This is a genomic window from Roseateles sp. GW835-FHT13E02, assembly GCF_058794035.1.
In genome coordinates this window covers 112,402-133,136 of sequence record NZ_JBXAGJ010000012.1, presented here as the reverse complement: position 1 = coordinate 133,136, position 20,735 = coordinate 112,402, and the positions used below count along the sequence as shown (strand labels likewise).

15 protein-coding genes and 2 tRNA genes are annotated in these 20,735 nt (G+C 67.5%); 15 read left to right on the top strand and 2 right to left on the bottom strand.

Annotation, left to right across the window (positions count from 1 at the left end; translation table 11 throughout):
- The first annotated feature begins 19 nt into the window (after positions 1–19).
- The 9 genes from AC1Q6P_RS13570 to AC1Q6P_RS13530 are packed head-to-tail and all read left to right on the top strand — an operon-like array spanning position 20 to position 13,125.
- Positions 20–364, top strand: a complete 345-nt coding sequence (locus AC1Q6P_RS13570; protein WP_102767927.1) for a hypothetical protein — start codon at positions 20–22, stop codon at positions 362–364.
- Positions 365–368: 4 nt separating this feature from the next.
- A complete protein-coding gene (locus tag AC1Q6P_RS13565; RefSeq protein ID WP_207795934.1) occupies positions 369–1,481 on the top strand; it encodes a hypothetical protein in 1,113 nt (370 codons plus the stop codon).
- The gene (locus AC1Q6P_RS13560; protein ID WP_102767925.1) at positions 1,478–1,993 is read left to right on the top strand and encodes a phage baseplate assembly protein V; all 516 of its coding nucleotides are present in this window, start codon (positions 1,478–1,480) and stop codon (positions 1,991–1,993) included. The genes AC1Q6P_RS13565 and AC1Q6P_RS13560 overlap by 4 nt, the downstream gene beginning before the upstream one ends.
- Positions 1,994–2,016: 23 nt before the next feature.
- Positions 2,017–2,340: a PAAR-like protein gene (locus AC1Q6P_RS13555; protein WP_102767924.1), complete on the top strand. Its 324-nt coding sequence runs from the start codon at positions 2,017–2,019 to the stop codon at positions 2,338–2,340.
- A gap of 16 nt (positions 2,341–2,356) precedes the next feature.
- Positions 2,357–2,716: a GPW/gp25 family protein gene (locus AC1Q6P_RS13550; RefSeq protein WP_171829083.1), complete on the top strand. Its 360-nt coding sequence runs from the start codon at positions 2,357–2,359 to the stop codon at positions 2,714–2,716.
- Positions 2,713–5,178: a putative baseplate assembly protein gene (locus AC1Q6P_RS13545; RefSeq protein ID WP_492664375.1), complete on the top strand. Its 2,466-nt coding sequence runs from the start codon at positions 2,713–2,715 to the stop codon at positions 5,176–5,178. The genes AC1Q6P_RS13550 and AC1Q6P_RS13545 overlap by 4 nt, the downstream gene beginning before the upstream one ends.
- A complete protein-coding gene (locus AC1Q6P_RS13540; protein ID WP_492664374.1) occupies positions 5,175–7,883 on the top strand; it encodes a putative baseplate assembly protein in 2,709 nt (902 codons plus the stop codon). The genes AC1Q6P_RS13545 and AC1Q6P_RS13540 overlap by 4 nt, the downstream gene beginning before the upstream one ends.
- On the top strand, positions 7,880–9,982 hold the full coding sequence (locus AC1Q6P_RS13535) for a hypothetical protein (protein WP_492664373.1): 2,103 nt from the start codon (positions 7,880–7,882) through the stop codon (positions 9,980–9,982). The genes AC1Q6P_RS13540 and AC1Q6P_RS13535 overlap by 4 nt, the downstream gene beginning before the upstream one ends.
- Positions 9,983–10,011: 29 nt before the next feature.
- A complete protein-coding gene (locus AC1Q6P_RS13530; RefSeq protein ID WP_492664372.1) occupies positions 10,012–13,125 on the top strand; it encodes a DUF6519 domain-containing protein in 3,114 nt (1,037 codons plus the stop codon).
- A gap of 47 nt (positions 13,126–13,172) precedes the next feature.
- On the opposite strand, the gene AC1Q6P_RS13525 is transcribed toward AC1Q6P_RS13530, so the two are convergent.
- Positions 13,173–14,075 carry a hypothetical protein gene (locus AC1Q6P_RS13525; RefSeq protein WP_492664371.1) on the bottom strand — a complete coding sequence of 301 codons (903 nt, stop codon included), beginning with the start codon at positions 14,073–14,075 and terminating at the stop codon, positions 13,173–13,175.
- Between the two features lie 508 nt (positions 14,076–14,583).
- Between AC1Q6P_RS13525 and AC1Q6P_RS13520 the strand changes: the two genes are divergently transcribed.
- Positions 14,584–14,994, top strand: a complete 411-nt coding sequence (locus AC1Q6P_RS13520; protein WP_492664370.1) for a cupin domain-containing protein — start codon at positions 14,584–14,586, stop codon at positions 14,992–14,994.
- Positions 14,995–15,656: 662 nt separating this feature from the next.
- Here AC1Q6P_RS13520 and AC1Q6P_RS13515 read toward each other — a convergent pair.
- On the bottom strand, positions 15,657–16,022 hold the full coding sequence (locus AC1Q6P_RS13515; protein WP_102767917.1) for a hypothetical protein: 366 nt from the start codon (positions 16,020–16,022) through the stop codon (positions 15,657–15,659).
- A gap of 525 nt (positions 16,023–16,547) precedes the next feature.
- Between AC1Q6P_RS13515 and AC1Q6P_RS13510 the strand changes: the two genes are divergently transcribed.
- From AC1Q6P_RS13510 to AC1Q6P_RS13490, 5 genes are all read left to right on the top strand, one after another.
- Positions 16,548–16,624 (top strand) — tRNA-Arg (locus tag AC1Q6P_RS13510).
- A gap of 12 nt (positions 16,625–16,636) precedes the next feature.
- Positions 16,637–16,711, top strand: a tRNA-Glu gene (locus AC1Q6P_RS13505).
- Positions 16,712–17,025: 314 nt separating this feature from the next.
- Positions 17,026–17,586 (top strand): HNH endonuclease, encoded by a 561-nt coding sequence (locus AC1Q6P_RS13500; RefSeq protein ID WP_492664369.1) that lies wholly within the window; start codon positions 17,026–17,028, stop codon positions 17,584–17,586.
- A 523-nt stretch (positions 17,587–18,109) separates the two neighbouring features.
- Positions 18,110–19,246 (top strand): slipin family protein, encoded by a 1,137-nt coding sequence (locus AC1Q6P_RS13495; RefSeq protein ID WP_492664368.1) that lies wholly within the window; start codon positions 18,110–18,112, stop codon positions 19,244–19,246.
- Between the two features lie 65 nt (positions 19,247–19,311).
- Entirely contained in the window at positions 19,312–20,538 is a 1,227-nt protein-coding gene (locus tag AC1Q6P_RS13490) for an RtcB family protein (protein ID WP_492664425.1), read from the top strand.
- Positions 20,539–20,735 lie beyond the last annotated feature (197 nt).

Genomic DNA, 20,735 nt, shown 5'->3' with positions numbered 1-20,735 from the left:
CGCACACGAGAGACACAGCATGAGCACCGACCAGCGCTACCCGCCCAACAGCCGCTACCACGGCATCGAAACCGCCGAGTGGAGCGAGGCCGACGGCCGCACCGTGGTCTATCTGCGGCGCCGCTTCGTGCCCGACCCGGCGCGCTTTGTCGGCTTTCAGGAGTACCGGGTGGTGGAGGGCGACCACATCGACCGCATGGCCGCGGCCGTGCTGGGTGACCCCGAGCAGTTCTGGCGCCTGCCCGATGCCAACGGTGATCTTGATGCGCGCGATCTGGAAGAGATCGGCCGCCGCATCCGCCTGACCCTGCCCGAGGGCATGGGTGGCGGCTCGGGTGGCTGGGGAGGGGCGGGCGGTGCTTAAAGGCATGCATGTCACCCTGCTGGTCGGGCCGGCCGTGCCGGTGCCCGTGCCACAGCCGGTGATGGAGGCCTTGCAGAGCTTCCAGGTGACTTCGGCGGCCGGCTCGCGCAGCGGCTTCCAGATCAGCTTTGCCATCGAGAACCGTTCCCCCCTGCACACCTTGCTGGTGCTGGCCGGCGGCCAGGTGCCCTGGTTGCGCGTGCTGATCGTGCTGACCATCAACAGCCTGCCGCGCGTGCTGATGGACGGGCTGATCACCAAGCAGGAGATCAGCGGCTCCAACGAGCCCGGCGTCAGCACCCTGACCATCACCGGCGAAGACCTGTCGGTGGCCATGGATCAGCAGCAGTTCAACGGCCTGCCTTACCCCGCCATGCCAGCCGAGGCGCGCGTGGCCCTGATCGTGGCCAAGTACGCCATGTTCGGCATGGTGCCCCTGGTCATCCCCCAGGTCTTCAACGATGTGCCGGTGCCGGTGGAGAAGATCCCCACCCATCAGGGCACCGATCTGTCCTATCTGGAGAAGCTGGCCAAGGACGCCGGCCATGTCTTCTACATCGTGCCCGGCCCGGCGCCCGGCATGAACACCGCCTACTGGGGCCCGGAGATCAAGATCGGCCTGCCCCAGCCTGCGCTCAATCTGGGCATGGATGCGCACAGCAATGTCGAGTCGCTGAACTTCAGCATCGACCATGCCAAGAAGGCCATGCCCGTGGTCTTCATCCAGAACTCGCTGACCAAGTTCCCGATCCCGCTGCCAATTCCCGATGTCAGCCTGCTCAACCCGCCGCTGGGCCTGCTGCAGTCCTTGCCCAAATCCATCAACCTGATGAGCGACACGGCCAAGCTCTCGCCCATGGCCGCGCTGTCCAAGGGCATGGCGGCGGCGGCCGGCTCGGCCGATGTGGTGCAGGCCACGGGCTCCGTCGATGTGCTGCGCTATGGCACGGTGCTGCGCGCGCGCGAGCTGGTCGGCGTGCGCGGCGCCGGCGTGGCCTTCGACGGCATGTACTACGTCAAGTCCGTCACCAGCAGCTTCAAACCCGGCGAGTTCAAGCAGAACTTCACCCTGACCCGCAACGGTCTCATCTCAACCCTTCCGATGGTGCCCCCATGAGCAGCGAAGGCAAGTACTACGGCAAGTACCGCGGTGTGGTGCTCAACAACATCGACCCCATGCAGATGGGCCGCCTGCAGGTGCAGGTGCCCGATGTCATGGGCCTGGGCCTGTCCAGCTGGGCCATGGCCTGCGTGCCCTTCACCGGCAAGCAGGCCGGCTTGTTCTGCCTGCCGCAGATCGGCGCGGGCGTCTGGGTCGAGTTCGAGCAGGGCGACCCGGACCATCCGGTCTGGGTCGGCGGCTTCTGGGGCAGTGCGGCCGATGTGCCGGCCCTGGCCCTGGCGGGCCTGCCGGTCTCGCCCAGCATCGTGCTGCAGACCGGCAACCAGAACGCCTTGATGATTTCCGACCTGCCCGGCCCGGCCGGCGGCATCCTGCTCAAGACCACCGCGGGCGCTCTGATCTCGATCAACGAGCTGGGCATCACCATCAGCAATGGCCAGGGCGCCACCATCATGCTCAACGGCCCCAGCGTCAATATCAACGCCGGCGCCTTGACGGTGATCTGAGCGCAACAGGAGCTTCGACTCTCATGCCAGGCTTCATCGTTCATGTCGGCGCCACGGTGCTGTGCTCGCACGGCGGCCAGGCTAATCCCAGCGTGCCCTTTCCGCGCGTGCTGGTCTCGGGCCAGCCGGTGGTCACCATCGCTGCGCCCTATCTGGTGGCCGGCTGCTCCATGCCGCCACCGACTGCCGGCAACGGCCCTTGCGTCACCGGCCAGTGGCTGACCGGCAGCACGCGGGTGCTGGCCGGCGGCCAGCCGCTGGTGCTGCAGTCCAGCAGCTCCGTCTGCGCGCCCACCGGCACGCCCTTGATCATCGCCATGACGCAGCTGCGCGCGTCGGCACTCTGAGTGAGGAATGGCAGCGATGGCCCTCGAGTTCCCCTACCGCATCGACAGCCGAGGCCGCAGCGCCGAGCGCGAGGCCGATGCCCGCATCCGCCAGATGATCGAGCAGGTGCTCTTCACCCAGCCGGGCGAGCGCGTCAACCGGCCCGATTTCGGCTGCGGCCTCTTGCAGCTGGTGTTCGCGCCCAACAGCGATGCCCTGGCCGCCGCCCTGCAGTCCACGGTGCAAGGCTCGCTGCAGCAGTGGCTGGGCGAGCTGATCGAGGTCGAGGGCGTGCAGATCGAGCATGTGGACGAGCGCCTGCAGGTCAGCGTGCAGTACATCGTGCGCCGTGACCGCGAGCGCCAGCTCGCCAACTTCTCGAGGGCCTTGCCATGAGCGGCGCCAGCAGCCAGCGCCGCCAGGCCCGCAGCGAGAACCCGCGCCGGCTGCAGCTGCTGCGCGAGCAGACGCTGCCGCCCGCCCTCAACGGCATCGACTACCTCGAGGTGGCCAGCAAGGACCAGCGCACGCTCAAGCTCGTCTTCGTGTTCCCGGTCAGCGGTCTGAGCGTCGCGCATTGCCGCATCGTCGGCGGCGTGCGCATCCAGGGCATCCGAGTGCTGACGGCCCAGGCCAGCGGCAAGGTGCTGACCTTGACGGTGGACCAGGCCGGCGATTTCTCCTGGTACGAGCTGCAACTGATCGACCCGGCCGCGCCCGAGTTTGCGCCCGCCGGCATCGACCCGGTGCTGGCCAGCATTCGCTTCAACTTCAAGGCGCAATGCCCCTCGGATTTCGATTGCGAGAGCGCCCACCACTGTCCACCCGCCAGTCTGCCCGAGCCCTTGCTCGACTACCTGGCCAAGGACTACGCCAGCTTCCGCCGCCTGATGCTGGACCGCATGGGCCAGCTGATTCCCGGCGGGCAGGACGCCCATCCGGCCGATTTCTCCACCGCCCTGGTCGAGATGCTGGCCCATGTCGGCGACCTGCTCAGCTACCGCCAGGACGCTGTGGCCACCGAGGCCTATCTGGGCACGGCGCGCCGGCGTGTCTCCTTGCGCCGCCATGCCCGTCTGCTGGACTACGCGGTGCACGAGGGCTGCAACAGCCGGGCCTTTGTCTGCGTGGAGGTGGCGCCCCAGGCCGATGGTCGCAGCCTGCCCGCGCGCAGCATGTTGCTGACCCGTGGCGGCGACCCGGATGCCCCGGTGCTGCGCAGTGACGAGCTGGCCCGCCTGCCCGAGGACGGCAGCCTGGTGTTCGAAACCCTGCATGTCCTGAGCCTGCATTCGGCCCACAACCGCATCGCCCTGCACGACTGGGGTGAGCTGCGCTACTGCCTGCCGCGCGGTGCCACCAGCGCGGCCGTGGTCAACAGCCCGGTGCTGGCCTTGCTGCCGGGCCAGGTGCTGATTGCCGAGGAGATCCGAAGTGCCACGACGGGCCGCGAGGCCGACCGCGAACGCAGCCACCGCCATGCCCTGCGCCTGCTGGCCGTGGAGCCCGCACGCGACGAGCTGACCGGCACCGATCTGCTGCTGCTGCGCTGGCATGAGGACGATGCCTTGCCCTTCCCGCTGTGTGTCAGCGCCGAGTTCGAGGAAGGCGGCAGCCTGGTGCGGCGCGCCATCTCGGTGATGCGCGGCAATGTGGTGCTGGCCGACCAGGGCCTGAGCCGGCGTGCGGAGAGCCTGCTGCCGCCCGAAGTGCCGGCCGATCGCCCGGGGCGTGCATCGCGACCCTACCGGCCGCGGCTGCAGGAGCCCGGCATCGCCTTTGCCGAGCCCTACAGCCACGATCAGGCCCAGGCCGGGTCGGCCGCGCGCGCACTGCGCCAGGACCCGCGCCAAGCGGTGCCGGCCGATATGCATCTGGAGCTGGATGACCCGGCCCAGTTTGGCGACCAGATCCTGCTCGGCGCCAGCCGCTGGACGCCGCGCCGCGATCTGCTGGCCAGCGACCGCTTTGCGCAGGAGTTCGTGCTGGAAACCGAGGCTGACGGCCGCGCCAGCCTGCGCTTCGGCGACAACCAGTTCGGCCGCCGGCCCGAGCCCGGCGCGCGCCTGCTGGCCAGCTACCGCCAGGGCGGCGGCGCGGCCGGCAATGTCGGGCCGGACAGCATCGTCCGACTGGTCTGCGACGAGCCCCTGATCCGGCCCTATGTGCTGCGCGTGCGCAACCCCCTCTCAGCCCAGGGCGGCTGCGATCCCGAGAGCGCCGACACCGTGCGCCTGTTCGCGCCCGAGTCCTTCCGCAGCCAGGAGCGCGCCGTCACTGAAGACGATTACGCCCGCATGGCCGAGCGCCACCCGCAGGTGCAGCGCGCCGCCGCCCGCCTGCGCTGGACCGGCAGCTGGTACACCGTCTTCGTCAGCATCGACCGGCGCGGCGGTCTGCCCCTGGACGCCGCCTTCCGCGCCGAGATGCTGGCCCATCTGGACCGCTACCGCCTGGCCGGCTACGACCTGGAGCTGCAGGAGCCGGCCTATGTGCCGCTGGACATCGAGCTGGCGGTCTGCGTGCGGCCCGGTTTCATGGCCGCGGCGGTGGAGCAAAGCCTGCTGGCGCGCCTCTCCAATGGCCTCGATGCCCAGGGCCAGCCGGCTTTCTTCCACCCCGATCATTTCAGCTTCGGCGGCAGCCTGGCGCTCTCGGCCCTGGTCGAGGCGGCGCAATCCCTGGTGGGGGTGGCCTCGGTCGAGGTGCTGCGCTTCCAGCGCTGGGGCCGCACGGCCCAGGGCGAGCGGGCCGCGGGCGTGATCCTCGCGGCCAGCCTGGAAGTGCTGCGCCTGGACAACGACCCCAATTTCCCTGAGAACGGCCGGCTGCGGCTGAGCATGCGAGGTGGTTTGTGAGCGCCCCATCGTCACCCTCGAACCCAACGGGCGCGGATGCGCAATGCGGCTGCTGTGCCGGCGTGTCGGTGCTGACGCCGGTGGATGCCATCAATCCGCCGGGCCAGCGCAGCCTCTCGGCCCGGGTCGGCAGCCAGGCGCGTTTCATGGAAAGCCAGCTGGCCCTGCTGTCCCAGGCGCCGGCCCTGCAAGCCCTGAGCACGCGCGAGCGCAGCGACCCGGCCCTGGCCTTGCTGGACGCCTGGGCCGGTGTGCTCGATGTGTTGAGCTTCTACCAGGAGCGCCTGCTCAACGAAGGCTTTCTGCGCACCGCCACCGAACGCCGCTCGGTGCTGGAGCTGGCCCGTGCCATCGGCTACGAGCTGCGCCCCGGCGTGGCGGCCTCCACCTATCTGGCCTTCAATCTGGAGACCTCGCCCGGTGCGCCGCTGCAGGCGCGCATCGAAGCCGGCAGCAAGACCCAGAGCATCCCGGCCCAGGACGAGAAGCCCCAGGTCTTCGAGACCCTGGCGCCGCTGCAGGCCCGCGCGGCCTGGAATGCCATGCCGGTGCTGAGCATGGAGGCCGTGCCGCCGCACTGGGGCGGCACCACGCTCTATCTGGCCGGCCAGTCCACGCGCCTGGCGCCGGGCGATGCCCTGCTCATCATCGGTGAGGAGCGCCGCCTGCAGCCCGACAACGAGAACTGGGATTTCCGCCGCGTCGCCCGCGTGCAGCTGGTGGCGCCCGAGAACCCTGGTGTCGATCCGCAGGGCGGCTACACCGTGGTCACCCTGGACCGGCCGCTGGGCAACCACTCGCCCACGGTCCACCCCGCGCGCGTGCAGCCTCGCTGTTATGCCTTGCGCAGCAAAGCGGCCTTGTTCGGCCATGCGGCGGCCGATTGGCGTGCCATGCCGCGCAGCCTGCGTGCGGCCTTTCTGGGCCTTGACGACCCTGACGACTCCAAGGTCAACATCCAGACGCAGCCCGAGTGGCCGGCCTTCAGGATCACCGGCGTCTCGGGGGATCAGGAGACGGTCATTCATCTGGATGCCAGCTATCCGCGCATCACGCGCGGCAGCTGGGTCGTGCTCTCACGGCCGGGCTATGAAGAGGTTTACGAGGTCGAGGCGGTGCAGGAGGATGCGCGTGCCGCCTTCGGCCTGGCCGGCAAGAGCACACGCCTGAAGCTGATCGGCGAGCAGCTGTACGACAAGTTCAACAACGCGCTGCGCGAAACCTCGGTCTGGGGCGAATCGGTGGAACTGGCCTGGGCGCAGCGGCCGCGCTCGGGCTTCATCAGCGGCCATGAGCTGAGCCTGGCCGGCGCGGAGCCCGAGCTGGAGGCCGGGCGCTGGCTGGCCTTCAGCGGCCATGTGCTGGCCGAGCGCGACGAGAACCGCGTGCTGCGCCGCCGGCTGCGCACCGGTGAGCATCTGGCCGCGGTCGAGCTGGCGCGTGACGAGCGCAGCGCTGTGTTCAGCTTCAGCAATGGCGACCGCCTGCTCGGCCATCTGGAGCGGGTCAGCGAGGTGGTGCAGCTGCAGCGCCAGGACCTGATCGAGGGCCGCAGCCGCCTGCTGCTGGCCAGCGATCTGGTGCATGACTACCTGCCCCTGACCCTGCGCATCAACGCCAATGTGGTGGCCGCCAGCCATGGCGACAGCCGGCAGATGAAGGTGCAGGCCGAGGTGCTGGGCAGCGGCCGCGGCAGCGCCGCTTTCCAGCGCTTCAACTTGCAGCAAAAGCCGCTGACCTACATCTCCGCCGCCACACCCTCGGGCACCGAATCGACGCTGGAGCTGCGCGTGGACGGCGTGCGCTGGCAGGAGGCCGCCCGCATCAGCGAGATGGGCCCGCAGGACAGCCGCTACCTGCTGCGCCGGGCCGATGACGGCACGGTCAGCGTGATCTTCGGCGATGGCCAGTACGGCCGGCGCCTGCCCAGCGGCAGCATGAATGTGCAGGCCCGCTACCGCGTGGGCATTGGCAGCGAGGGCAATCTGCCGACCGGGCAGATCAGCCTGCTGCTGGAGCGGCCGCTGGGTGTGAAGGAGGTCAGCAACCCGGTTCCGGCCGCAGGCGGCGCCGACCCCGAGCGCCTGGAGGATGCGCGCCGCAATGCGCCGCTGACCGTGCTGGCCCTGGACCGCATCGTGTCCCTGCGTGATTTCGAGGACTTCGCCGCGGCCTTCGCCGGCATTGGCAAGGCCCAGGCGGTCTGGCTCTGGGATGGCGAGCAGCGTCTGGTGCACCTGACCGTGGTCGGCCTGGACGGCGCCGACATCGCCCCCAGCTCGGCCCTCTACGCCCATCTGCTGGCCGCCATCGACCAGGTGCGGCCGGCCCACCAGCCGCTGCGCGTGGCCACCGGCGAGCTGCTGCGTTTTGGCCTCAGCGCGGGGGTGCGTCTGCAGCCGGCCTATGCCGCCGAGACGGTGTTCCCGGCCTTGCGTCAGGCCCTGGCCGAGGCCTTTGGCTTCCAGGCGCGCGGCTATGGCCAATCGCTGGCCGGCAGCGAGGTCCTGAGCGTGATGCAGCGCGTGCCGGGTGTCGAGCGGGTGGACCTGGACCGCCTGCGCGCCCAGCTCGGAACCTCGGTGGCCGGGCCCGATGGCCGCCTGCGTGCGCGCGGCGCCCGCTGGCAGGGCGCGCAGATCCTGCCGGCCCAGCTGCTGCTGATCGATCTGGCCGATGTGCGCCTGACGGAGTTGAGCTCATGACAAGCCCCAGCAAGACCCTGGATGCCGACTTTCTGTTCAGCCGGCTGCCGGCCTTTTACCAAACCCGCGATGCCGAGCTGGGCGGCCCGCTGCGCGCCCTGCTGGAGGTGCTGGCCAGCCAGGGGCAGCTGCTCGATGAGGACATTTCCCAGCTCTACGACAACTGGTTCATCGAGACCTGCGAGGACTGGCTGATCCCCTACATCGGCGATCTGCTCGGTGTGCGCGGCCTGTACTCGGTGACGGGCACCCAGGCTTTTGGCCAGCGCGCCCATGTGGCCAACACCCTGGCCCTGCGGCGGCGCAAGGGCACGCTGCCGGTGCTGGAGCAACTGGCCCAGGACACCACTGGTTGGCGCGCCCATGCGGTCGAGTATTTCCAGCAACTGGGCTGGACCCAGCATCTCAACCATGTGCGGGCCTTCAATGTCCGCACGCCCGATCTGCGCCAGGCCCTGGCCCTGGAGCGTGTGGACGGCGCCTTCGACACCAGCGCCCACACGGCCGAAGTGCGGGCCCTGCCGGCCGGGCGCTACAACATCCCGCACATCGGCCTGCACATCTGGCGCCTGCAGGCCTATGCCGTGCAGCGCGGCACGGCGGCGGCGGTGGGCAGCGTGGCGGGCTTTTTCAGCTTCGACCCGCTGGGCCGCGATGTCGGCGAAGCGGCGCCGGCCGGCGAATCCTGGCTGTTCAACCGCCCGCGCACCGAGGCGCAGATCAGCGATCTGGCCCAGCCCATCCATGTGCCGGAGCCGCTCTCGCGCCGTGCGCTGCACGAGGAGCTGAGCGCCATCCAGGCCGACCTGGCCCAGGGCCGCGAACCGCAACGGCGCTACTTCTCGCAGGAATCGGGCGGGCCGGTGCTGCGTGTGTGGCTCGATGGGGTGGAGGTGGCCGAGACGGCCTTGCGCGTCTGCCATCTGGGCACGATCCCGGGCCTGGCGCCGCCGCAGTGGCGTCGCCCGCCGGCCGGCTGCGTGGGCATTGACCCGGTGCTGGGCCGCATCGCCCTGCCGGCCGGTCAGGCGGTCGCCCGGGTCGAGGTGGCCTATGCCTATGGCTTCCCCGGTGACATCGGCGGCGGCCCCTACGACCGCCGCCCTGCCCGCGCCGAGGACGAGGCCACGCAAGGCCTGTTCTCGGCCGAGGGTGCGCGCCTGATCCGCGTGCCCCTGGATCAGCCCAGCCTGGTCGCCGCCCTGGCCCAGGTGCAGACTGGCCAGCGCACCCTGATCCGCATCGACAGCGATGCCACCGAGGCGCTCACGCCCAACCTCAACCTGCCCGACAGCGAGCTGCTGATCGAGGCGGTGAACCAGCGCCGCCCGGTGCTGGTGGGCAGCTGGAAGCTGCGCGGCAACAGCAGCACACGCTTTGGCTTCTCCGGCCTGTGGATCGATGGCGAGCTGCAGCTGCAAGGTGGTTTGCGCGCGCTCGATGTGCGCCACTGCAGCCTGCGGCCCAGCCGCGGCGGCATCCGCCACAGCGGCAATGGGCCGGAGTTGCAGATCCGCCTGAGCCACAGCATCTGCGGGCCGATTCAAGCGGCCAAGGCCCTCGGCGGCGTGAGCCTGAGTGCCTCCATCATCGATGCCGATGTGGCCGCGCAGCCGGCGCCGATCGACCCGCAAGCCCTGGTCCTGCCCGACACCGCGCTCGAGATCGACCGCTGTACCGTGCTGGGCGCCTGCAGCGCCGGCCAGCTGGAGGCGGGCAACAGCCTGTTCAACGGCGCGGTCGAGATCGAGCGGCGCCAGCAGGGCTGTGTGCGCTTTTGCTACCTGCCCATCGATGCCCTCACACCGCGGCGCTACCGCTGCCAGCCCGAGCTGGCGCTGCAGGGCTTGTCGCCGGCACAAAAAAAGGGCGAGCTGCTGCGCATCACGCCCAGTTTCAGCTCGCTGCGCCACGGCCATGCGGCCTATGCCCAGCTGCGCCTGAGCTGTGCGCCCGAGATCCGCCGCGGCGCCGAGGACGGTGGCGAGATGGGCGTCTGGAACCTGCTCCAAGAGCCGCAGCGCGAGGCCAATCTGCGCCAGGCCCTCGATGAATACCTGCGTTTCGGCCTCGAAGCCGGGCTGATTTTTGTCAATTGATCTGAAGCGAACCATCACGGGACACCACCATGAAAGCCGACCTGACCCGATCGACCGACCGGCCCGACCAGCATTACCGCGCGGTGCGCATGCAGCAGGGGCGGGTGCAGCTGGATGCCGAGTGGAATGAGCAGCAGGACATCCTGAACCGCCGCATCGAAACCGAGACCGTGGACAGCCTGGGCGCAGGCGCGGCCGTGCCCATTGATGCGGCCGGCTTTTTGCTCACCGGTGCCGGCGAGAACATCAGCATCAGCGCCGGCCGTTGCTATGTGCAGGGCCTGCTCTGCGAGGCGGCCACCGGCCACACGCTGATCACCCAGCCCGGCCTGGCCAGCGCCATCTCGCCGGTGCTGCCTACACAGCCGGCGGGCCAGAGCTTGCTGGCCCTGCCGCCGGCCCAGGCCGCGCCGCTGAGCCAGATCCGCGTCTACAACGCAGCCGGTGCCACCGTGGCGCCAAGCGAGGGCGTCTACATCGGCTATGTCGAGGCCTGGCTGCGCCACATCACGCCGCTGGAGGCGCCGCACATCCGTGAGGTGGCCCTGGGCCTGCCGGACACCAGCACGCGCGACCAGCTGGTCTGGCAGGTCAAGCTGTTACGCGCCGGCGATGTCAGCACCTCGTTGAACTGCCTGAGCGTCGAGCCCTGGGCCAGCTTCAGCCAGGCGCCCGATGGCCGCATGGCCGCGCGCGCCGAACCCACGGTGCCGCCCAAAGACCCCTGCCTGCTGACCCCCGAGGCCGGCTACCGGCGCCTGGAGAACCAGCTCTACCGCGTCGAGATCCACGACGACGGCAGCATCTCCGGCAAGCCGCGCTTCAAATGGTCGCGTGACAACGGCAGCATCGCCACCCGCGTGACGCGCTGGCTGGGCGAGCCCACCGCCCATGAGTTCGAGGTGGCCAGCTTAGGGCGCGACGCCAGCCTGTCCATCCAGGCCGGCAGCTGGATCGAGTTCTACAGCGAGCTGCACGAACAGACCGGCCAGCCCGGTACCCTGGTGCAGGTGCTCAAGACCGCGGGCACGGTGGTGACGGTCGACCTCAGCAGCAAGACCGGGCCGCTGGACAAGGGCTTGTTCAGCGTCAACCCGCGCGTGCGGCGTTGGGAAGGCTGGGGCCAGATCAACCCCGCCGCGCCCAACACCAACACCGGCTGGGTCGAGCTGGAAGACGGGGTGGAGCTCAAATTCGCGCCCGGCCGCTACCGCGTTGGCGATTTCTGGCAAATCCCGGCCCGCACGGCCACGGCCGATATCGAGTGGCCACTGGACAGCGCCGACAAGCCCCGCTTCCTCGCGCCGCTGGGCGTGCTGCGCGCTTTTGCGCGCCTGGCCGTGCTGCGCTACCAGGGCAATCAATGGACGCGCCTGCATGACTGCCGCCAGCTCTTTCCCAGCTTGAGCGAGCTGCGCAACCTCGTCTACGTCGGCGGTGATGGCCAGCAGATCGCGCCCAACCCGATCGCGCCGACGCCCGTGCCCTTGCCGCGGCCGCTGGAGGTGGCGGTGTTCAACGGTCAGTTCCCGGTGGCCGGGGCGCGGGTGCGTTTCACCGCCAGCCACGGTCAGCTTCCGGGCGGTGGCCTGGTGGCCGAGGTGGACACGGGGCCGGACGGTCTGGCCAGTGTGAGCTGGTCGCTCTCGCCAACGGTGCTGTCGCAGACCTGCAGCGCCGAGCTGCTGGAGGCCGGCGCGCCGGCAGCGGGCAAGTTCAATCGCATCCATTTCAACGCCAGCCTGCTGACCGCCGCCCAGGTGGCCTACGACCCCAGCAACTGCGCCGAGGCCAAGGCGGCCCAGATCCACACGGTGCAGGAGGCGCTGGATGCCTTGTGCAAGCGCAGTCATGGCGGCGGCTGCAGCAAGACGGTGGGCGATGGCGGTGATTTCGCCTCGCTCGACGAGGCCATCGAGCGGCTCATCAATGAGAAGCGGCGCGACATCGTGCTCTGCCTGCTGCCCGGTGATCACCACCTCAAGGACAGCATCGATGTGCAAGCGCCCAGCGGCACGCGCCTGCATGTGCATGGCGCCGGGCAGGCCAGTCGCCTGTTCGTGCAGGAGCAGGAGTTCAATCTCTTCAACTTCGCCTCGGTGGAGCTGGACCAGTTCGAGCTGGTGTGGAGCGAGAGCTGGGCTTCGTTGCGCATCGAAGGCTGCAGCCAGGTGCGCCTGAGCCGTCTGGGCTTGAGCGGCTTCACCCCCAAGGGCCTGAGCCTGCTGCAGATTGCCGGCGCCAGCGCGCTGGAGATCAGCGCCTGCCGCATCAAGGCCTACACGGGCGAGGGCCTGCCGGCGCGTCTGAAGCAGGTGTTTGAGCTGCTGCCCGACTTCAAGTCCTTGCAGTCCAGCTTCGAGGTCAAGGAAGGGCGGGTGTTCGAGCCGCTCGATCTGCGGGTGGCCGAGGCCTTTGCCCAGCTCAGCGCAGCCCAGCGCAAGAGCCTGGGAGCCCAGATCGCCAACTACCTGCGCATGGCCGACACGGGCGCCTTGGCGCTGGCCCCCGAGGAGCGCGAGGCGCTGCAGCAGTTCCAGCGAGAGCTGCAAGATGAACAGGTGCCGGCTCAGCAGCTGCTGGCCACACTGGAGCGCTGGCGTGTCGGTGTGCTCTTGAGCCAGGGTGGCTCGGCCCTGACCCTGGCCGATGCACGCGCGGACACCTTGTTGGCCGACAACCTGTTCCACGGCCAGCTGGCCTTGTACGGCGACGCCAGCCTGCCCGAGTTCCCGCAAGCTCTGTTCCAGGGCCTGAGCCAGGCCCTGAAGGCCGGACGGGTCAGCTTGGCCCATGGCAACGGCCGGCTGCGCCTGCGCAACAACCGCTTGCGTGGCGTGCGCCTGGCGGACGAATGGGTTCAGCGCATCGACAGCTTGATCAAGAACGGCGGTGTGCTGGATGGGTGCTACCGCAGCCTGGTGGGCGATGCCAATATCGCCAGCGCCCTGAGCCTGGATCTGCTGGCCTACGAGCTCAGCCTCAGCACCACGGCGTTCGAGCGCAACGACGATGTCGGCGTGGTCATTGCCGATCAGGGCAAGTACCTCGGCAACTTCGCCCACAACGATTTCCGGCTGTTCGCCTTCGGCCATGTGCCGGAGAAGTTCGGCAACGGGCCGCTCAATATCGTGGCGGCCTGAGCCTCGGGCCAAGGTCTGGATTGCGGCCGCGCCCGGCCGCCGCGCCCTCAGGTCTTCTTGACCTTGCCGCTCAGGGGAGCCAGCAGCTGTTGCTGGGCCAGCTCCACCAGTTCGTCCTCGGGGTAGCCGTCCACGCGCAGCAGGCGGCGTTCGTGCAGGGCGGCGCGGCGCAGGGCCTGGCTGAAATGCTCGTCGAACAGGCGCTGGTAGCTGCCGTTGCGCAGGGCATTCTGCAGGCCCAGCTGCAGGGCTTCGGCCAGCCCGGGCGCGTCCGGGCGCACGACGAAATAGTCGTCCAGCGGGTAGCGCAGGCCCAGGCCCGGCACCACCGCGAGGCCTGGGCCCACCAGCTTGCCATTGGCCAGCTCTTCCCAAATTTCGTTCAGGCCGCGCGAGAGGTAATCGCTGCGCCGCGCCTGCAGCATGCCGAACAGGCCGGCGTAGTTGGAGGCGCTGACGACCTTGAAGCCCAGGCGCTCGAACACGGGGCGGTCGGTCCAGTCGATGCCATAACCCAGGCCCAGGGCCTTGAGCTCGGACAGGTCGCGCAGCTGGGACAGAGTCTGTGCGCGCTCGGCGCGACAGAGCAGCAGGCGCAGGCCCAGCAGGCCGCGCCGCAGCGGAATGGGCACGACCAAGCCTTCGCTGGCCGGCAGGTCGCGGCGCGTGACCATGGTGACATCCAGGCGGCCCTGGCGCAGCTCGGCCATGGCGCGTAGCTGGGTGTAGTGATAGCGCTCCTCGACGCGCGGCTCGCGGCCTGACTGCTCCAGCACCAGCTGCAACAGCTGCAAGGGGTAGACGCGTCGCGGGTCCTCGCGCGGGTCGGCCACCGGAAAGCTCACACCCTTGCCCGTGCCCGTGCCCGGTAAGGCCTGGGCCCGCAGAGGCGGCACCGTGAGCAGGCTGCTGCCGGCCAGGGCCAGGAGGATGCGGCGACGATCGCTCATGCGCGTGGACGGATGCTCAGTGCCTGTGGGCGCGACGCAGCGGAGCTGGGCAGAGTGGCATGGTGGGTCCGTATCTTGGTGACTGCTGCTGCGGCGGCGCTGGCTCGGCTTGCTTGCGAGCGTGGCTTCTGGCAACGGGACAGCATTGAGCGAAAACTCGCGGGGTGTCTATCCCACCAAAGCGGGGTGTGCGCTTGCGAGCCCCGCCGTGCTGGTTGCCGCGCTCATGTGATGGTGTTGTGGGCCATCGCTGCGCTCAGCCCGGCCGGGCTTCAGGCTGTCTGGACAGTGTCAGCTAGCTTGAGTTCCAAGAGGCCCTGGTCGCTGCCGTCTGGTCAGCCGCGCTTGGCCGAGGTTTCGAGCTAGACCGCACTGGCTTTGTCACCCTGGATGCGCGCCTCCTCACGCGACTGGGCGGCCGGATTGCCGAGCAGGGCAATGTTGCGTGGCAGCCGCGCCGTCTGCCTTGCCACAATGTGCCACCCCTGCTTGCTCTGGAGCCTTCACCATGCCCTTCGACCCGCAACAGCGCTATGTCCACCTGGCCGAAGACGGCCATGCCATCGAGTTGCCCGGTGGTGATGCCTTCTGGAGCTTGCCTGCCGCACAGATGGAGGCGTTCGACCTCGGCTGGTTGGTCACTGAGTTCGAGTGCAGCGAGGACTGGCCCAATTGGGAGCGCCACCCTGAGGGCGATGAGTACGTCTACCTGCTCACCGGTTCCGTTCAGCTGCTGCTGGAACTGCCCGATGGCCTGCAAACCTTCTCCTTGGAAGGGCGAGCTGCCGCGCTCGTGCCCCGGGGTGTCTGGCACACGGCGCGGGTGAGCAGTCCCAGCCGCTTGTTGCACATCACGCGCGGCCGGGGCAGCGAGCACCGGCCGGTGCGTGCGGGCGCTGCGCCGACCATGGCCAGTTGATGCCGGTATGGGGGCGGTGCCGTTCCCGGCTCGTGCCTCCGCCTGCCTGCGGATGTAGCTGGCGTGACATCACGCTTGAATTGGTGATGGCCTTTCCTGCGTGGCATGGATTCAGTTTCGAGCCAACCGAACGCGCAGGGCCCTGTGCGGCCTGGCCGCATGGGCTGTGGTGCTTTCCAACTGCGACGCCGCACAGGCGGCCATGGCTGACCTCCTGCGCCCGGCTGTGCCGCCTGACATTCGCCTTGTTCGCTTTGCCTCGCCCAAACAGGCCGCAGCGGCCAGCCCGCCCGGCAACCAGGGCAAGTTCCGTGTGCCGCGCCGGGCAGGGCAGGCGGGGCGGCCAAGTCGCAGTCTGAGCCGATCCTGCACGGATCTGCCGGCAGCCTGCAGAGGGCGGTCGATCGCTCGTTTAGCTTGGGTACAGACGGGAGGGAGTGGCCACCTGTCGGCGATGGCATCCGACCGGGCGGGTGCACACATTCGAAACATCAGGTCAATCGCCGGGAAGCCCGCGCAGAGTATTGACTACGCCATCGAGGGTTTGGGTCTGCTTGAAGATCGATCAAGCACGACCGTGTTCTCGCAAAGATTGAAGGGAAAAGCCCGGCGAGAGCACAGCATCAACCGTCGGGCGCCCCACATCTTGCTCGGGCAGCGGCCTATTTTTGGAAAGTTTTCAGCGCCTGCTTCAAGCGCTTTCGCCCATCGCTGTTTGTTTCGCGATAGACCTTCAGGGCAAGTGCCAGGAACTGCTGCTCTCCTGGAGACAGCCCAGTTGGTTCACGCTCTACATCGAGCCAACCTGGCTCCTTGCCGCAATGCTGTTCAATCTGCCGCGCCAGCTTGTCACCGATGGGGCGTGCGCCACTCTTGGCCATCGACCATGTTGCGCCACTCATCTCGACTTGTTTAGCCCAGGTGGATTCAAGCCCCTTGGGCGGATCGCCTGCGGCGATGCGTTCTTCCGCAAAAGTCTGGAAGAGCGCGATGGCGTTGAGTCGGCGGAACGTAGTGATGCTGGACACGGCTGGTGTTGTTAAAACACTTCACATGCATTCTATGTGATCGAATGTGTTGACGAACCCGTGAACACTCTTCACAATTCTCCTATTCGTTGATTCACCCCAACCTGCCAGATCTCATCATGCTCCGCACAGTCTCCATCGCCAACGCCAAACGACCCATGTCGGTCGAGATGGCTTTGTGCGTCGCTGCGGGTCGCCATGAGTTCGCGATGCCGCTCGCACTGAGCCAGCCGCGGCATGACCGATTTGAGGGTGACTCACCGTTACCGGGAGGAACTTCAGCCTACTGAAGTTCTTACATTGCAGGGATCCATCTCCGATCCCCTGAGGCCCGGTCTCCTGCAGGAACCGGGCTTTTTGTTTGGCTCTTGCAAATCGGATTGATGCCCTCTCGGGTGTGCCCGTGCACAAGCACCGGCCAGCTCGGTGTGCATGTGTGCCAAGCAGGTTCTGCAGACGGAGCCGGCATGCAGCGATCTCGGCAACCATGCCGAGATCGCGTGCGGACACAGCCGAGAGTGCATGGCCTCGTTAGCTCAGCGGAGCAGAGCGCCGGTCTACGAAGCCGGAGGCCGGAGGTTCGAATCCTCCACGAGGCGCCAGTTTTCTTTTCTGTCCCGTTGGACTTCCGGTGAGGTCCTCGGCCCTTCAAGCCGAAGAGGCGGGTTCAACTCCCGCACGGGATGCCAAACCCAAGCCTGTCGTCGAGCTCTCGTTTCGATAGGCGCAAACCGGCCGCAAAGATTGGGCGGCGTCGGAACCCGTCACCGACAACCCTTGGGAGCACGACCCGTGTGTGGCGCAAGTGGAAAGCGCAACTGCTTTGGGAGCAGAACCGCCATCACTACCAGCGTTGAGCAGCGCTGCCGCCCATTGGTCAGCCGTGGCGTCGCTCTGCTGGAAGAGAAGAGCACTAAGCCTTGAACCCGCTGGGCGCAGCTGCAAGCTTCGCCGCCTTCGCCATTGAATTTCAGTCGTGCCCAGTCGCAGAAAGGAGGACGCCATGCACGATGTATTGCAGTTGGACATCACCGGCCAGCCCCAGGCCTGGATCTCGGTCGAGCAGGGGGCGGTCCATGTGGCCTCCCGCTCCGTGGCCTGGTCGCTCGGTGATACGCCGCTGGCCATCCTGCGCGGCGGCATGAACCTCCACTCCGGCCTTCAGTCCAGGATTGAAGTTCCAGCCATCCTGGCCTTGAGCGGCGGTTCGCGCTTGAACCTCTTCGAGCGAGAGCCGGGCTTCAACAAGCTCAAGCTGATCCGGCGTGACCGACAGACCTGTGCCTACTGTGGCGATGCGCATGACCTGCGCGAACTCACGGTCGACCACATCCTGCCGGCCTCGCGTGGCGGCCCTCTCAGCTGGATGAACACGGTCGCTGCCTGCCGCGCCTGCAATGCGCGCAAGGCCGACCGCACGCCGGAGGAGGCCAGGATGCCGCTGCTGTTCACGCCTTATGTGCCCAGCCGCTTCGAGGACTTCCTGCTCAAGGGCAGGCGGATTCGTGCGGACGTGCATGAGTGGCTGGCCGCACGGCTGCCGAAAGAATCGCGCCTGAGTTGATCCACGAGGTCGGCCCAGGCGCCAACAGATCTGCCTTGGAAGGCAGGGCTCACAGGTAGGGGGTACCACCCCACCGGTGCGCTGTGGCCGGGTCCGTCCCGTCGCTGCGGCGCATGCCGCTCTGCTGGAAGAGGCCGATACGGTGAAGCACGGTTGTCCCGCAAGGGTCCGGGTTCGACTCCCGGTTTCGCCACCACTGGATAGCTCAGTCGGGTAGAGCAACGGATTTGGAATCCGTGTGTCGTGGGTTCGACTCCCACTCCACACATGGCCTGTCACGCCAGTGAAAAACGGTCGAAAGACCACCCCGCCGAACGTGCCGGTCTGCCTTCGGGTTTGAACGGCATCAGCGCGGCCACCTGTGCTTCGGGCACGCGGGGTCTGCGTCCACGGCCAGTCCGAGGCTTGTCCAGAAAGGGCATGCCGACGACGCACCGTGGCACCCAGTCCCAGGCATCCGAGGTCCGTGTCCGCGCTGTAACGGCACCCTATTTGAAACACACGCTGCAACAAGGAGAACACCATGACGATCAAGCGTGTCAATGTGAAGAAGAACGAGCGCGGCCTGCTGCTGCGCAATGGCGACTTCGAGCGTGTGCTGCAACCTGGCACACATTGGCTCCTGTCTGGACTGGATCGGCTTCAGGTCGAACTGGTCGCCATCGTAGCTCCGGCTTTCGTGCACCCGCTGACTGACTACTTGCTGGCCAAGGAGCCGGCGGTGGTCGAGACCGAGTTCGTTCGTGTCGAGTTGAATGCGACGCAGGTCGGTCTGCGCAGCGAAAACGGTGTGCTTGTCGAGCTGCTGCCGCCTGAAACCCGCCGGCTGTACTGGAAGGGCTTGGTGGATGTGCAGGTGGAGGTGATCGACCTGGCCAGCACCAAAGAACTGTCGCCTGCACTCACCGCCCGCCTGTTGCAGACCCAGCTGCGTCCGCGCAGCATCACCGGCTTGGCTGGTGTGCTGCAGGTGGTCGTGCCGGAACATGGAGCGGGCATTCTGTGGGTCGACGGCAAGATCGAGCGCTTGCTCGGTGCAGGCTCGTTCGCCTTCTGGAAGTTCAATCGCAGTGTGAACGTGGAGCTGGTGGACCTGCGCTTGCAGTCCGTTGAAGTCTCGGGCCAGGAAATCCTGACCCGAGACAAAGTGGCGCTGCGACTCAATCTCTCGGCTACCTGGCGTTATTCGGACGTGCTCAGCGCCTACAAGGCGCTGGCCAAGCCGGCCGAGCACCTGTACCGCGAGCTGCAGCTGGGCTTGCGCGCCGCGGTGGGCACGCGCTCGCTCGATGAGCTTCTTGAGAATAAGAGTGTCATCGACGAGGTCGTGACCGCGCAGGTGAAGGACAAGCTCGCCGCTCTCGGGCTCGAGCTGACCAGCGTTGGCGTCAAGGACATCGTGCTGCCGGGCGAGATGAAGACCATCCTCGCTCAGGTGGTGGAGGCCGGGAAGGCGGCCGAAGCCAACGTGATCCGCCGCCGCGAGGAAACCGCTGCAACGCGCTCGCTGCTGAACACCGCCAAGGTGATGGAGGACAACCCCGTCGCCCTGCGCCTCAAGGAACTGGAAACCCTGGAGCGCGTGGCGGAACGCATTGACAAGATCTCCGTCTTCGGAGGTCTGGACCAGGTGCTCAACGGGCTTGTGAAGCTGCGCTGATCACCGCCCTGGCCGGGCGCGATTTGAATGTCGCCCGGCCGGGGCTCTACATTGGAAACAAGATCATGGAACAAGAACAAACTCAACATATCCACGAAGACGTCCCCGGCGGTGTGCCGCTGAAGATGTGGACGCGTGGCGTGCCCATCGAGCCCGAAGCCAAGCGCCAACTCACCAACGCGGCACGCCTGCCCATCGTCTTCAAGCATGTGGCTGCGATGCCGGACGTGCACTTCGGTATCGGCGCTACCGTGGGTTCGGTCATCCCGACCATCAAGGCCATCATTCCGGCCGCCGTGGGCGTAGACATCGGTTGCGGCATGATGGCCTGCAAGACCACGCTGCGCGCTGAGGACCTGCCCGACAACCTCGCCCCACTGCGCGCGGCGATTGAGCGAGCGGTGCCGCATGGACGCGCGCCAGGCAACCGTGACCCGGGTGCCTGGCAGAAACCGCCAGGTTCAGTGGACACAGCTTGGGCGCAGCTCGAGCCCGAATTCAAGGGAATCTGCCGCAGCTATCCCAAGCTGGAGAAAACCAACCACCACAAGCATCTGGGCACGCTCGGAAGCGGCAATCACTTCATTGAGGTCTGCCTCGACGAGGCTGGTGCCGTTTGGTTCATGCTGCACTCGGGCTCGCGAGGCGTGGGCAATGCCATCGGCACCATGTTCATCGAACTGGCCAAGAAGGACGCGATGCGCCACCAGGCCAACCTGCCGGATCGCGACCTTGCTTACTTCGAGGAAGGCAGTCGCTACTTCGGCGACTACGTGCGCGCTGTGAGCTGGGCCCAGAAGTACGCGGCGATGAACCGCGAGGTCATGATGCGCCGCGTGATCGAAGCAGCGAAGACGGTGCTGCACAAGAGCTTCCAGAGCCATATCGAGGCGGTGAACTGCCACCACAACTATGTGCAGCGCGAGCAGCACTTCGGCGAAGACGTGTTCGTCACCCGCAAGGGCGCAGTGAGTGCCAAGGCTGGCCAACTGGGCATCATCCCAGGCAGCATGGGCGCACGCAGCTTCATTGTGCGTGGCAAGGGCAATCCGGAGTCTTTCGAATCCTGCTCACATGGCGCCGGCCGTGTCATGAGCCGTGGCGATGCCAAACGCAGCTTCACCCTGGCCGACCATCGTGCCGCCACTGAAGGTGTGGAATGCCGCAAGGACAAAGACGTACTTGACGAGACGCCGGCGGCCTACAAGGACATCGACGCCGTCATGGCCGCGCAAGCGGACCTGGTCGACGTGGTGCATACCCTGAAGCAGGTGGTTTGTGTGAAGGGCTGAACTTCTGGGTTGATCGATACCACCATACCGATGCAAAGGTCGCTCAACCCGCGCTCGGCCTCAGTCGGGCATGCGCCCTGGAATCGTTCGATGCTGCAGGGCGGTTTTGCGCTGGTTGGAGCCGGTTAACCAGTGGCCACGCTGAATGTGGCCTCAGCCGGCATCCATCACCGCAGCTGCCCCTCCCACACAGCTCC

Excerpts from the sequence above, each read along its gene's own strand:
- AC1Q6P_RS13570 (WP_102767927.1), top strand. The coding sequence starts at position 20 with ATGAGCACCGACCAGCGCTACCCGCCCAACAGCCGCTACCACGGCATC.
- AC1Q6P_RS13565 (WP_207795934.1), top strand. The coding sequence starts at position 369 with ATGCATGTCACCCTGCTGGTCGGGCCGGCCGTGCCGGTGCCCGTGCCA.
- AC1Q6P_RS13560 (WP_102767925.1), top strand. The coding sequence starts at position 1,478 with ATGAGCAGCGAAGGCAAGTACTACGGCAAGTACCGCGGTGTGGTGCTC.
- AC1Q6P_RS13555 (WP_102767924.1), top strand. The coding sequence starts at position 2,017 with ATGCCAGGCTTCATCGTTCATGTCGGCGCCACGGTGCTGTGCTCGCAC.
- AC1Q6P_RS13550 (WP_171829083.1), top strand. The coding sequence starts at position 2,357 with ATGGCCCTCGAGTTCCCCTACCGCATCGACAGCCGAGGCCGCAGCGCC.
- AC1Q6P_RS13545 (WP_492664375.1), top strand. The coding sequence starts at position 2,713 with ATGAGCGGCGCCAGCAGCCAGCGCCGCCAGGCCCGCAGCGAGAACCCG.
- AC1Q6P_RS13535 (WP_492664373.1), top strand. The coding sequence starts at position 7,880 with ATGACAAGCCCCAGCAAGACCCTGGATGCCGACTTTCTGTTCAGCCGG.
- AC1Q6P_RS13530 (WP_492664372.1), top strand. The coding sequence starts at position 10,012 with ATGAAAGCCGACCTGACCCGATCGACCGACCGGCCCGACCAGCATTAC.
- AC1Q6P_RS13525 (WP_492664371.1), bottom strand. The coding sequence starts at position 14,075 with ATGAGCGATCGTCGCCGCATCCTCCTGGCCCTGGCCGGCAGCAGCCTG.
- AC1Q6P_RS13520 (WP_492664370.1), top strand. The coding sequence starts at position 14,584 with ATGCCCTTCGACCCGCAACAGCGCTATGTCCACCTGGCCGAAGACGGC.
- AC1Q6P_RS13500 (WP_492664369.1), top strand. The coding sequence starts at position 17,026 with ATGCACGATGTATTGCAGTTGGACATCACCGGCCAGCCCCAGGCCTGG.
- AC1Q6P_RS13495 (WP_492664368.1), top strand. The coding sequence starts at position 18,110 with ATGACGATCAAGCGTGTCAATGTGAAGAAGAACGAGCGCGGCCTGCTG.
- AC1Q6P_RS13490 (WP_492664425.1), top strand. The coding sequence starts at position 19,312 with ATGGAACAAGAACAAACTCAACATATCCACGAAGACGTCCCCGGCGGT.